This is a genomic window from Acinetobacter equi, from assembly GCF_001307195.1.
GTDB lineage: Bacteria > Pseudomonadota > Gammaproteobacteria > Pseudomonadales > Moraxellaceae > Acinetobacter > Acinetobacter equi.
This window is the reverse complement of the sequence record NZ_CP012808.1, coordinates 894,615-907,761: the sequence shown is the minus strand read 5'-3', so window position 1 is coordinate 907,761 and position 13,147 is coordinate 894,615. Positions and strand designations below refer to the sequence as shown.

The 13,147-nt window shown below is 36.3% G+C and carries 9 protein-coding genes and 2 rRNA genes; 6 read left to right on the top strand and 5 right to left on the bottom strand.

The features are described 5' to 3' along the window. Position 1: 1 nt before the first annotated feature. Positions 2-544, top strand: coding sequence for an NADPH-dependent FMN reductase (locus AOY20_RS04195; protein ID WP_054580693.1), 543 nt, complete (start codon positions 2-4; stop codon positions 542-544). Between the two features lie 231 nt (positions 545-775). On the opposite strand, the gene AOY20_RS04190 is transcribed toward AOY20_RS04195, so the two are convergent. After that, complete coding sequence (locus tag AOY20_RS04190; RefSeq protein ID WP_054580692.1) at positions 776-1,084, bottom strand: ankyrin repeat domain-containing protein; 309 nt, start codon at positions 1,082-1,084, stop codon at positions 776-778. 170 nt (positions 1,085-1,254) lie between these two features. On the opposite strand from AOY20_RS04190, the gene AOY20_RS04185 reads away from it, so the two are divergent. The 5 genes from AOY20_RS04185 to AOY20_RS04165 all read left to right on the top strand — a co-directional run bounded on the left by AOY20_RS04185 (position 1,255) and on the right by AOY20_RS04165 (position 6,134). Beyond that, positions 1,255-1,893 (top strand): CDP-alcohol phosphatidyltransferase family protein, encoded by a 639-nt coding sequence (locus tag AOY20_RS04185; protein ID WP_054580691.1) that lies wholly within the window; start codon positions 1,255-1,257, stop codon positions 1,891-1,893. A gap of 4 nt (positions 1,894-1,897) precedes the next feature. Then, positions 1,898-3,646 (top strand): bifunctional alpha/beta hydrolase/class I SAM-dependent methyltransferase, encoded by a 1,749-nt coding sequence (locus AOY20_RS04180; protein ID WP_054580690.1) that lies wholly within the window; start codon positions 1,898-1,900, stop codon positions 3,644-3,646. A gap of 74 nt (positions 3,647-3,720) precedes the next feature. Continuing rightward, a complete protein-coding gene (locus tag AOY20_RS04175; RefSeq protein ID WP_054580689.1) occupies positions 3,721-5,097 on the top strand; it encodes a phosphatase PAP2/dual specificity phosphatase family protein in 1,377 nt (458 codons plus the stop codon). Continuing rightward, positions 5,094-5,519, top strand: coding sequence for a hypothetical protein (locus AOY20_RS04170; RefSeq protein WP_054580688.1), 426 nt, complete (start codon positions 5,094-5,096; stop codon positions 5,517-5,519). Before AOY20_RS04175 ends, AOY20_RS04170 begins: the two co-directional genes overlap by 4 nt. A gap of 45 nt (positions 5,520-5,564) precedes the next feature. Further along, a complete protein-coding gene (locus AOY20_RS04165; RefSeq protein WP_054580687.1) occupies positions 5,565-6,134 on the top strand; it encodes a hypothetical protein in 570 nt (189 codons plus the stop codon). Here AOY20_RS04165 and AOY20_RS04160 read toward each other — a convergent pair. The 4 genes from AOY20_RS04160 to AOY20_RS04145 all read right to left on the bottom strand — a co-directional run bounded on the left by AOY20_RS04160 (position 6,131) and on the right by AOY20_RS04145 (position 12,768). Further along, positions 6,131-7,780 (bottom strand): Na/Pi cotransporter family protein, encoded by a 1,650-nt coding sequence (locus AOY20_RS04160; RefSeq protein WP_054580686.1) that lies wholly within the window; start codon positions 7,778-7,780, stop codon positions 6,131-6,133. The two genes, AOY20_RS04165 and AOY20_RS04160, sit on opposite strands and share 4 nt — an antisense overlap. A gap of 168 nt (positions 7,781-7,948) precedes the next feature. After that, positions 7,949-9,205, bottom strand: coding sequence for a PQQ-dependent sugar dehydrogenase (locus AOY20_RS04155; RefSeq protein ID WP_081403357.1), 1,257 nt, complete (start codon positions 9,203-9,205; stop codon positions 7,949-7,951). A gap of 372 nt (positions 9,206-9,577) precedes the next feature. Then, positions 9,578-9,692 (bottom strand): 5S ribosomal RNA (rrf, locus tag AOY20_RS04150). Between the two features lie 184 nt (positions 9,693-9,876). After that, a 23S ribosomal RNA gene (locus AOY20_RS04145) occupies positions 9,877-12,768 on the bottom strand. Between the last annotated feature and the right edge of the window lie 379 nt (positions 12,769-13,147).

Here is a 13,147-nt window from a genome sequence, read left to right as displayed (position 1 = left end):
GATGAAAATACAAGTACTCATTGGCAGTGTGCGTGAAGGGCGTACTGCAATTAAAATTGCAAAATGGATTCACCAAAGCTTCGAACGCCAACAATGGCAAACTATTGAACTTGAATTAATCGATCTAAAAGAATGGAATTTACCTATTTTTGCAGGTAGTAATTCTCCTATGTCTGGTATTTATAATCAGCCAAAACAACAGGCTTGGGCAGATAAAATTGCAACAGGCGATGCCTATATTCTAATTAGCCCTGAATACAATCACGGCTATAGCCCTGCTCTCAAAAATGCACTCGATTACTTAGGTAAAGAATGGGGTGGAAAACCAGCAGCATACGTAGGATATGGCAGTACCAATGGATCTCGATCAATCGATCAAATTCGACAAGTTTGTACACAATTGGGCATGATTGATAGCAATGCAGTGGTGGAAATTCGAGATATCTTCTCTAGAAATAAAAGTGAAGAATTTGAAGCCAATGAATTTGATGAAAAAGCTTTAAAAGCAGCTTTTGATAAAATTATTCAATATGTTAGCGCTTAATATGAATATTATTTAATCAATCATGTAAGCGAAAGACTACATGCTTTGATGCTTTTAATATCTTTTTCTTATCATGTTATAAGATTATATTAATCTTACTTGGAGACAGGATGTTTCCCAAACAATAAAAATAATAAAGATGTTTGAGCATCAGGATGTGAGGTACGACAGGAGTTATACCTAAAGACACAAAATACAAAACCCTCTAACAGGATGTTAGAGGGTTTTTTATTATTGTTGCTTCAAGTACTCAACAATCTCTGTTTGATCTGCCATTTCTGCTAGCTCTAAAGCAGTATAAGGTGCTTTATGTTGTACATTCGCACCTTGTGATACGAGTAATTTAACAATATCTAAATAACCATTTTCAGCCGCAGCATGAAGTGCACTATAGCCATCATCATCTGCTGTATTTACATCAGTACCAGCATTAAGGCTCGCTTTTACTTCATCAATATTACCCAAAGATGCCCAATATACTAATTCAGGAAGATGTAATTCATCATCTTCAGGAAGTGGTGAAAATGAATTTAGTTTCATATTCCAACAAGCCTCAAATAAATTATTACTTTGTACGATGTACTATTCCTTATCATTTGGCAATAGATACCCCATTTTTAATGGCTGATAACAATTCGTAGCAATTTCTATTTGTTTCAATATTTTGAATTTGTTTAAATGAAGAATGTACTAAAAATAAACGCTAAAAAATGCCTTCTATTTACCAATTAAAACCAGCATTTCAAAATTTATTACGCCCGCTTGTTCAATATCTTTATAAAAAAGGCTGTACAGCAAATCAAATTACCCTCTTAGCAATGTTTCTTTCATTGGCTATCAGTCTATTTATTTATCTCTATTTTCAAAATCCTGCTGCCAATTATATCTTCCTTTTAATTTATCCTATTTGGATGTTAGTACGGATGGCATTTAATGCGATTGATGGCATGCTCGCACGCGAATTTCATCAGCAATCTCATTTAGGTGCTTTTTATAATGAATTATGCGATGTCATCGCAGACAGTGCATTATTTATGAGCCTCATTGTCTTTTCTTGTATTCATCCACAGCTCCTGCTACTTATGACCTTCTTAGCCATTTTAAGTGAATATACGGGGGTAATGGCTCCACTTGTGGGACAAGAACGTCGTTATGATGGTCCTATGGGGAAAAGTGATCGTGCCTTTTGGACAAGTGTTATCACAATCATTGTAATCACCCAAAATTTTCTACACTTTTCAATGACAATCATATCTTACCTGATCAATGGTTTACTTGGAGTTATTTGTATTCTTCTACTTCTCACAATTTATAACCGTATAAAAAATAGTATTACATTACAGGGTTAAATTTATGTATAAAAATTCTCAACATACCTTTTGCAGTTTTGATGGCACTGAATTGTATTATCAACACTGGGAAAGTTCACAAAATATTAATGATAAAAAAGCGATTGTACTTTTCCATCGCGGTCATGAACATTCAGGTCGAATGGCACATTTAGTTCAAGAACTAAACTTACCTGAGTTTGATTTTTTTGCATGGGATGCTCGTGGTCATGGGCATTCCCCTGGTGAACGAGGTGATGCACCCAGTTTTTCAGCTTGTGTAAAAGATATTCAATATTTTATACAACATATTGAACAACAATATGGAATTTCAACAGAGAATATTGCTGTTATAGCACAAAGTGTTGGTGCTGTTTTAGCTGCTACATGGGTACATGATTACGCCCCTAAACTTCGTGCATTGTGCCTTGCCTCTCCTGCTTTTGATATTAAATTATATGTACCTTTTGCAGAAACAGGCTTAAGAACTCTCAATAAACTTAAGGGTAATTTTTTTATTCAAAGTTATGTCAAAGCAAATATGCTGACCCATGATATTGAACGTGCAAAATCATATGAACAAGACCCTTTAATTGCCCGTGCAATTTCAGTCCGAATGCTTTTAGGCTTATATGATGCATCAAAACGAATCGTAAATGATGCCTACCATATTTATGTCCCAACGCAAGTTTTAAGCTCTGGAAATGACTTTGTCGTCTTTCAAAAACCACAGCGTGAATTTTATGAAAAGCTTCCTCATCCTAAAAAAGAATTTCATCTTTTAGAAGGCTTTTTCCATGACACATTAGGTGAAAAGCATAGAGAAATAGCAATACAAAAAATTCATCGCTTTATTCAGCAATGCTTCACTGAACCTTATCAAAAACCTGATTTATTAAATGCAGATAAAATTGGCTTTAGTTGTGCAATTGCAGAAGAACTCAGTAGCCCATTACCTGAAAACTCAATTAAAAATAAAGTATGGCAACTCATCAAAAGTAATTTGAAATTTGGTAGCCAATTTTCTCAGGGTTTAAAAATTGGTGAAGATACTGGCTATGATTCTGGTAGTACCCTTGATTTTGTTTACCGTAATCAACCAGAAAGTAGTAATCCACTTGGAAATATTATTGATCAACAATATCTTAATGCGATTGGTTGGCGTGGTATCCGTGTTCGAAAGCAACATATTGAGCAGCTCTTAAGAAAATATGTTGAACAGCTCAATCAACAAAACCGAACCATTAGAATTATGGATATTGCTGCAGGTCATGGTCGTTATATTTTAGATGCTGTAAATCAGCTTCCTAAACGTCCACATTCTATTTTGTTACGAGATTATAGTGACATCAATGTTCAAGCTGGACAGAAAATGATTGCTGAACGTGAACTTAATGATATTGCTCAATTTATATTAGGAGATGCTTTTGATGCTGCATCTTTAGCTGCTGTAAAGCCTAAACCAACCTTAGTTGTCATTTCCGGATTATATGAACTATTCAATGAAAATGCGCTGATTACACAGTCCCTTAGCGGTATTCATTCTGCAATGGAAAAAGGTGGCTATATTATCTATACAGGTCAAATTTGGCATCCTCAGCAAGAGTTTATTGCACGTGCACTAACCTCCCATCGACAAGGCTCAGCATGGGTCATGCGTTTACGCTCACAGGCAGAAATGGATACATTAGTAGAAAATGCTGGCTTTAAAAAAGTCGATCAATGTATAGATGAATACGGAATTTTCACGGTATCTGTTGCACAAAAAATTTAATTTTTCATCTAGCTAAGTTGCTTTTTCTAATAGGCAACTTAGCCTTACAATAACAAAAATGGATACCATCATTTATGGGCATAAAAAGTATATTGCAACCAAATAAAGAAGCTGGAACATGGAAATGGGGCTTAGTAGCATTGGTGTTTCTTGCCCCATTCTTTTTTTTAACATATGGCTTTGCAAATCAATATGCAGCAAGTTTAACTAATGTTCCTAGCCTTGTATTTGAATGGGAAAAAAATATTCCGCTTTGGTCTTGGACTATTATTCCTTATTGGTCTATCGATCTATTTTATGGATTATCGTTGTTACTCTGTTGGAATAAATTTGAACTAAAACAACAGACTTTACGTTTATTTTTAGCCCAAATTATTGCTGTTAGCTGCTTTTTATTATTTCCACTTAAATTCTCTTTTGAACGCCCACCATTAGACGGTTTTTTTGGAATTTGGTTTGATGTACTAATGGGTTTTGATAAGCCTTTTAATCAAGCACCGTCACTACATATTGTTTTATTGGTTATTCTCTGGGATTTTTATCGTCGGCATGTTCAAAATCACTGGAAATATCTTGTAGATTTTTGGTCATTGCTTATTGGTATTTCAGTATTAACAACATGGCAGCATCATTTTATTGATATTCCAACTGGTATTCTTGTTGGAGCTTTATGTTTATGGCTATTTCCAATCTCAACAACATCACCATTTCAATCATCTATTCAACAAAGAACATCTCAGCATTTTAAATTAGCCTTATATTATGTTATTGGTGCAATATTGCTGATTACTTTAGCCCTCTTTTTCCGAAATAGTGTACTTTGGCTTTTATATCCTGCACTTAGTTTATGCTTAGTTTCTTTGGCATATATCACAGTACGACCACAGTTATTTCAAAAGCAAAAAAATGGAAAAATCACCATTGCTGCACTTATTTTATATGCACCTTATTTATGTTTTGCTTGGCTAAATAGTCGTATTTGGACAAAAAAACACCCCGAAGATTCTTTTATTATTCAACATCAAAATATTGATATATTTTTAGGCCGTATTCCAAGTTTAAAGAATAGCCAATACTATAACGCCCTATTTGACTGCTGTGCTGAATTACCACTCTCTCAAAATATGCAATCTTATCAATCCTATTTCAGTTTAGATTTGACTGTATTACAACTTAAACAATTAGATATAGCCGTTCAACAATTTGATCAATTATGGCAAAAACAACTATTAAATGTTCAATCAAATAATAAACTTCTTATTTTTTGTGCACTCGGTTATTCTAGAAGCACATCTATACTAATTGCATGGTTAATCAAAAATAAAATCGCTCAAAATATAGATGAAGCAATCCTAATTATTCGAAAAAATCGACCTTGGATTGTTCTAAAACCCACCCAAATTGAACAAATTAATCTCTATATACAGTATATAAATGGACAAAAAGAATGAAAATGCATTTCGTTGTTTTATCAAAGTTATTTCATTCAAGCTATAGTTTACTTATTGCTGGATATGGCTTTTTATTTTTTAGTCTATTTTTATTGATATTTAAACAAGATATTAATATTTTAAATTTAACTTTGTGTATTTGTGCAATTTTAATTGGACTTCTTCATCATTATGTTTCTATACGCGTTATTTTTGATGCGAAACTATTACAATACCTTTCAAAAAAAATAGATTATTCTAATGTCGACTCGCTTACAAAAGAACTCGATCAAAGCTTAATTACTCTAAAATTAATGCCAATAGATAAAGCTAATAGAAGCTGGAAATTACGTCTAACCGGTTGTCAAAAACTCTTTAAAATACAAATTTTCATATTTTTTATACAAGTTTTTATGTTGTTTTTCATACTTTATTATATTTAAAAATCAATTTCATTTTCAAATACATTATATGAATGGTTATATCAAATGAATAATTTTTTCAAAATTAATCTAATTGCCTCACTTTTACTTATTCAGGGTTGTAACGTTTTTAATAATGATACAGCTCATGAATTAATTTGTAATCACCCCAAAGTAATTGAAACAGTTAAAGGCTTATATATAAACAAAGTGAATAATAGCCCTCTGTCTCATAAACTAAATGCACCTAATACTAGACTATTTTCTACAAGAGGCATTGGTCTTATAAACATTCAACAAATTGATCCCACAAATTCTGATAATGAAGTTAGACAAAATAGTAAATTTATAAATGCTCGTTCAATATGTAAAGGAACTATCGAGCATTCAATGTTGATTAAAAAATTATATCGATTTAAAGATGACTCTGAAGATTTAAATCTTTTTGAAAATAATAATTTCGAAATTCCAATATTATATGCTGTTAATTATAAAGATGGTTCAGATGATTTTGAAGTTCAATTCTCTATAGAAAACTCTCTTAATTTTATTCAAGCATTTATAGTTTTTCATAAATTAGATGAGTTATATTCACAGAGTGATGAACAGTTAATACCTCTTTCAAATAAAAATTAATCAGTAAATTGTGATGACAAATGTTCATGCTCGTATGCAGAAACTCCAACTGTTGATGATAAAACAGTGGATTTTTCACTCATCACATTAGCTAATCTTTGTGTATGAGCAATTAACCGATCCAACCAACGTTGTGCTGCAAGTAAATCTAGATTTCTCGCAGCGCTCAGTTTATTTAATTGAACATACTCAATAATTTTCTCTCTCGTTTCTTTACGATGTTCATCAGCCCATTGTTTTAAACTTAATAATTCTTCATGAAAGTTTTCTACTTTTAATTGATTTCTTTGTACAAATAGTTCATTTAAAGAATGATCTAGAATATTTACGTAATCGAGTGCTACTTGAAAAATTTTAGGTTGTGCCCGAATGGATAGCGCATAATTTAAATCATCTAAGTCACTGCGTAATACTCGAATATATACAGCAAGGCGTAATAAAAATATCAATTTTTCCCGATCCTCTATTAACTCTGGTAATGCTATTTTTTCTAAATAAAGATCCAAATCACTTATTAAATTATCAAAATCTCTAAGTTTATTTTCTGTCACTAGAGTCCCATCTGTTAATGCATTTCGAAAAATACAAAGCTGATCATATAAATTTAAAAAAAGTACACGTTCCGCAGTAGAAATTGCTAAAGCAGGAACAGATAAACTTGCTTGATCTAAATATTCTGTCCGCTCTTTCTGATTATCAGGAATAAAATAAATAATTAAACGACCAAATTTTGTTAAAAATGGCATAAAAAATAATGCACCTACTACACTAAAAGCCGTATGAAATGCGGCAACAATAATCACATGATCTAAAAAATGAATTATCGGAATATAATCATAAAGCCAAACAAATAAAGGTAATAAAATAAAAAATGCGATTATGGCACTCATCACATTAAATAAAACATGAACAGCTGCTGTTCTTTTTGCATTAGCAGTTGAACCTATAACAGCTAAAATTGCTGTAGCAACTGTACCAATATTTTGTCCTATCACTAACATGAGTGCTTGTTCTAACTGAATAGCTTGACCAGCTAGAGCTGCTAGTGTTGTTGTAATAGCTGCGCTAGATGACTGTAAAAGAATCGTCATCACTAAACCAATAAAAACCAATAGCAATTTTGATAAAAAACTAGTTGTTGTAAATACTGAAAGATCAACATGATGTGCAACACTTGCCATGGCAATTTGCAATTGATCAATTCCAAAGAATATAAGGCCAAATCCAGCTAAACATAAGCCAAGAAGAGCAAATTTTCCATGTGTTAAAAGTTTTAAAATTGCACCTAATGCTATGAATGGTAAGGCAAAGCTAGTAATTGAAAATTTGACTCCTAACAAAGCCACCATCCAACCTGTACTCGTCGTGCCAATGTTTGCACCAACAATCACCCCCATAGCTTGACTAAAAGTAAGTACACCAGCACTTACAAAACCAATTGTCGCTAAAGTTGTTGCCGTTGATGACTGTACAGCTAAAGTAAATCCAATTCCTGAAAACATACCTTTTATTGGTGATCCAGTAAATTTACTCAGCCATAAACGCAATTTTTCACCTGCTAGAGCTTTTAGACTATCTGTCATTAAAGTCATTCCAAGTAAAAAAAGACCAATTCCCCCACAAAGTTGTATCGTAATTTCAAACACTAGATTCTATTTTTATGATAATAAGAATTTGAATATTAGCTACTTTTTAATCAAATTTATAGAGATATCCATAATATTAAGCAGAAAATATTAATATAATTTATAAATGTACTCTTCAAACTCACTCTAAGCATTAAATTTTCAGAGTACTTATTTACTAATTTTAAATTACTTAGGTACTATTTTTACAAGATTAAATGGGCTTAGATTTTTATCTTTTAAGACCCAAAGCGTACCATCTTTCGACTCAATAACAGCACGAATTCGACTATTCATTGGAATACGCTGAATTTCTCTTACTGGACGAGTCTCTGTATCGACAATAACGATACTTCTAGAACTCAATCCCGCTAAAATTGCTTTATTTTTCCATTGTGGAAATACACTCCCTTTATAAAAAATTAGGCTAGCAGGAGATATAACAGGTGTCCAAGATAATTCTGGTGCTCTAAATTCTGGTCTATCTGCGTGTCTTAAAAAATCTGGTTGTGTATTAGAAGAACCTCCATAATGAACACCCTCAGAAACAATTGGATAACCATAATTCGCAGATTTAACAATTAAATTTAACTCATCTCCACCTTGAGGTCCCATTTCTGCTGCCCACAATTGCTGACGATAATCAAATGCTAAACCTAAAACATTACGATGCCCAAGCGTCCAAATTTGTTTCGCAATTTCCCCTTGTGTTTGAAATGGATTATCCGTTGGCAAAGTCCCATCATCATTTAATCGAATAATTTTACCTGCATTTGAATTCATATCTTGAGCAGGTGTAAATTCTTGTCGCTCACCAGAGCTAATCCATAATTTACCATCACGATCAAAAATAATTCGATGTGAATAATGTCCACTTCCTGTAAATTTAGGAACTTGAGTCCATATTTTTTGAATATCAACCAGCCTTGGATTATTATTTAACAAATCTAACTTTGCACGAATTACAACTGCCCCTAATAGATGAGGAAATTCTGGATCTGATTCAGCATAGCTTAAATATACCCATTGATTTTGAATAAAATTAGGATGTAATTGGATATCTCCTAATCCTCCTTGACCTTCATTCTTAACTTTAGGTACACCCAATACAGGTCGTTTTTTATTATCTCGTGGATTAAATAATTGTAATTTACCATCTTTTTCTGTAATTAATAACCGCTGATCAGGTAATTCAACCATTGCCCATGGATTATCAAAACTAGCAATATTATTGACCTTAAAATTTCGTATTAATCCTGTTGATGCTGTTGATGCTGTTGATGCTGTTGATGCTGTTGATGCTGTTGATGCTGTTGATGCTGTTGATGCTGTTGATGCTGTTGATGCTGTTGATGCTTCTTTATCCTTACCAGTTTTACAACCAGAAAGGCCCACTATAAAACTTATACTGAATAAAATGGTATATAGATATTGATGTCTTTTCATATTATTGTTTCCTACTCAATATTATTTTTATGTAGAAGAAAACATATATAAAAAATTATCCAATTTCTGTTAATAAATGCTTAGTCATTCGAGTGTTATATTAATAATATTAACTTTTAGTATTTTTTAATTTCATCTTTTTATATTTTTTTTATTTTTAATTTCAATATATTAAAAACCATTTAATAGATTACAAAATCTATTATTGAGATCGGATAATTCTTATTCATTATAAATAAAAACACATTAATGAATAAAAAAAGATTAATAATTTACATATTAATGCCTTTCTTATTCCTTAAATTTCTTTCATTTATTTTTTCACATAAAAAAACACCCCCTTCATCTGAAGGGGGTGTTTTAGAATTAATGAGCTGGCGATGACTTACTCTCACATGGGTAACCCCACACTACCATCAGCGCTAAGAGGTTTCACTTCTGAGTTCGGGAAGGGATCAGGTGGTTCACTCTTGCTATTGTCGCCAGCACAACTGTTTATGATTACTTGCTATGGTCTTACTTAGATGCCTAGCTTTCTTCAAATGAGTTATTAACAGGTATATCTGAGTTAATTTAAGGTGTTCATTGTATCTAGCTTTAGAACTAAATCAAGTTTCTTTGATTATTTGTGAATCAATTGATGCTTGATACAACAACTGTTTGGGTGTTGTATAGTCAAGCCTCACGAGCAATTAGTATTGGTCAGCTTCACATATCGCTATGCTTCCACATCCAACCTATCAACGTCGTAGTCTTCAACGGCTCTTTAGAGGACATATAGTCCTAGGGAAATCTTATCTTGAGGTAGGCTTCCCGCTTAGATGCTTTCAGCGGTTATCCCTTCCGAACATAGCTACCCGGCGATGCGACTGGCGTCACAACCGGTACACCAGAGGTTCGTCCACTCTGGTCCTCTCGTACTAGGAGCAGATCCTCTCAAATTTCCAGCGCCCACGGTAGATAGGGACCGAACTGTCTCACGACGTTCTAAACCCAGCTCGCGTACCTCTTTAAATGGCGAACAGCCATACCCTTGGGACCTGCTTCAGCCCCAGGATGAGATGAGCCGACATCGAGGTGCCAAACACCGCCGTCGATATGAACTCTTGGGCGGTATCAGCCTGTTATCCCCAGAGTACCTTTTATCCGTTGAGCGATGGCCCTTCCATACAGAACCACCGGATCACTAAGACCTACTTTCGTACCTGCTCGACTTGTGGGTCTCGCAGTTAAGCGCGCTTTTGCCTTTATACTCTACGCGTGATTTCCGACCACGCTGAGCGCACCTTCGTACTCCTCCGTTACTCTTTAGGAGGAGACCGCCCCAGTCAAACTACCCACCAGACATGGTCCTCGCTCCAGATAATGGAGCAGAGTTAGAACCTCAATATTACCAGGGTGGTATTTCAAGATTGGCTCCACCGAAACTAGCGTCTCGGTTTCAAAGCCTCCCACCTATCCTACACAAGTAAGATCAAAGTTCAATGTCAAGCTGCAGTAAAGGTTCACGGGGTCTTTCCGTCTAGCCGCGGGTACACCGCATCTTCACGGCGAATTCGATTTCACTGAGCCTCTGCTGGAGACAGCGCCGCCATCATTATGCCATTCGTGCAGGTCGGAACTTACCCGACAAGGAATTTCGCTACCTTAGGACCGTTATAGTTACGGCCGCCGTTTACTGGGGCTTCGATCAAGAGCTTCGCTTACGCTAACCCCATCAATTAACCTTCCAGCACCGGGCAGGCATCACACCCTATACGTCCACTTTCGTGTTTGCAGAGTGCTATGTTTTTAATAAACAGTTGCAGCGGCCTGGTTTCTGAGGCTGTCATCAGCTCAAGGAGCAAGTCCTATCACCAACAACAGCGTACCTTCTCCCGAAGTTACGGTACCATTTTGCCTAGTTCCTTCAGCAGAGTTCTCTCAAGCGCTTTGGTCTACTCGACCTGACCACCTGTGTCGGTTTAGGGTACGATTCCAGTATAACTGAAGCTTAGAGACTTTTCCTGGAAGCATGGTATCAGCCACTTCGCTAGTAAACTAGCTTGCTATCAGTTCTCAGCATAGAGTACCCCGGATTTGCCTAAGATACATGCCTACAACCTTCCACCTGGACAACCAACGCCAGGCTGACTTAACCTTCTCCGTCCTCTCATCGCATTATACTGAAGTATTGGAATATTAACCAATTTCCCATCGACTACGCCTCTCGGCCTCGCCTTAGGGGTCGACTCACCCAGCCCCGATTAACGTTGGACTGGAACCCTTGGTCTTTCAGCGAACGGGTTTTTCACCCGTTTTGTCGTTACTCACGTCAGCATTCGCACTTCTGATACCTCCAGCAGACTTCTCAATCCACCTTCATCGGCTTACAGAACGCTCCCCTACCACTTGCAATAAATTGCAAATCCGCAGCTTCGGCATATAGTTTTAGCCCCGTTACATCTTCCGCGCAGGCCGACTCGACTAGTGAGCTATTACGCTTTCTTTAAAGGGTGGCTGCTTCTAAGCCAACCTCCTAGCTGTCTATGCCTTCCCACATCGTTTCCCACTTAACTATAATTTTGGGGCCTTAGCTGGCGGTCTGGATTGTTTTCCTCTTGACTACGGACGTTAGCACCCGCAGTCTGTCTCCCGGATAGTACTCATTGGTATTCGGAGTTTGCATCGGTTTGGTAAGTCGGGATGACCCCCTAGCCGAAACAGTGCTCTACCCCCAATGGTATTCGTCCGAGGCGCTACCTAAATAGCTTTCGGGGAGAACCAGCTATCACCAAGTTTGATTAGCCTTTCACCCCTATCCACAAGTCATCCCCTGGCTTTTCAACGACAGTGGGTTCGGTCCTCCAGTTAGTGTTACCCAACCTTCAACCTGCTCATGGATAGATCACCTGGTTTCGGGTCTATACCCAGCAACTAAACGCCCTATTAAGACTCGGTTTCCCTACGGCTCCCCTATGCGGTTAACCTTGCTACTGAATATAAGTCGCTGACCCATTATACAAAAGGTACGCAGTCACCGAACAAGTCGGCTCCCACTGCTTGTATGCATGCGGTTTCAGGATCTATTTCACTCCCCTCACAGGGGTTCTTTTCGCCTTTCCCTCACGGTACTGGTTCACTATCGGTCAGTCAGGAGTATTTAGCCTTGGAGGATGGTCCCCCCATATTCAGACAAGGTTTCACGTGCCTCGCCCTACTCGACATCATTATGTGTGCCCTTTCGTGTACAGGACTATCACCTACTATGGTTGCACTTCCCAGAGCATTCCACTAAAACACACATAACTTAATGGGCTGTTCCCCGTTCGCTCGCCGCTACTGAGGGAATCTCAATTGATTTCTTTTCCTAAGGGTACTGAGATGTTTCACTTCCCCTCGTTCGCCTCGTAACACTATGTATTCATGTTACGATACCTAGCTTATACTAGGTGGGTTTCCCCATTCAGAAATCTCCGGATCAAAGGATATTTGCCGCCTCCCCGGAGCTTATCGCAGGCTATTACGTCTTTCATCGCCTCTGACTGCCAAGGCATCCACCACATGCACTTAATTACTTGACTATACAACCCCAAACAGTCGCCCATTTCCTACAAGTGAAAATGTTGCGTTGCGAACTTAATCGCCACAGTTAGAGTTTTGTAGATTTAACTACAGTACAGCTTCAATTAGATTCATATACCAAAACGCTTGATTCAGTTAATTTCGCTAGTAACTCATTTAATCAGTCAACTTCAGAATTACTTCTTTAGTCTTCCTTTTAACGAGTATGAACAAATTATTTCAACTCAAATATATTCTGTTAATGATTCACTACGTCTTCGTCAGATCGCAGTCAACTGTGATAAATCACAGAGATTAATAACAATGCCGCGCATTATACGCCACCTTATCACTAAGCTCTATAAGCTATCCAACTGTTTGCTTACTATGTATTCATTC

Bases quoted from the DNA above. Each gene is read 5' to 3' on its own strand.
- AOY20_RS04195 (WP_054580693.1), top strand. From the start codon at position 2: ATGAAAATACAAGTACTCATTGGCAGTGTGCGTGAAGGGCGTACTGCA.
- AOY20_RS04155 (WP_081403357.1), bottom strand. From the start codon at position 9,205: ATGAAAAGACATCAATATCTATATACCATTTTATTCAGTATAAGTTTT.
- AOY20_RS04175 (WP_054580689.1), top strand. From the start codon at position 3,721: ATGGGCATAAAAAGTATATTGCAACCAAATAAAGAAGCTGGAACATGG.
- AOY20_RS04185 (WP_054580691.1), top strand. From the start codon at position 1,255: ATGCCTTCTATTTACCAATTAAAACCAGCATTTCAAAATTTATTACGC.
- AOY20_RS04190 (WP_054580692.1), bottom strand. From the start codon at position 1,084: ATGAAACTAAATTCATTTTCACCACTTCCTGAAGATGATGAATTACAT.
- AOY20_RS04165 (WP_054580687.1), top strand. From the start codon at position 5,565: ATGAATAATTTTTTCAAAATTAATCTAATTGCCTCACTTTTACTTATT.
- AOY20_RS04170 (WP_054580688.1), top strand. From the start codon at position 5,094: ATGAAAATGCATTTCGTTGTTTTATCAAAGTTATTTCATTCAAGCTAT.
- AOY20_RS04180 (WP_054580690.1), top strand. From the start codon at position 1,898: ATGTATAAAAATTCTCAACATACCTTTTGCAGTTTTGATGGCACTGAA.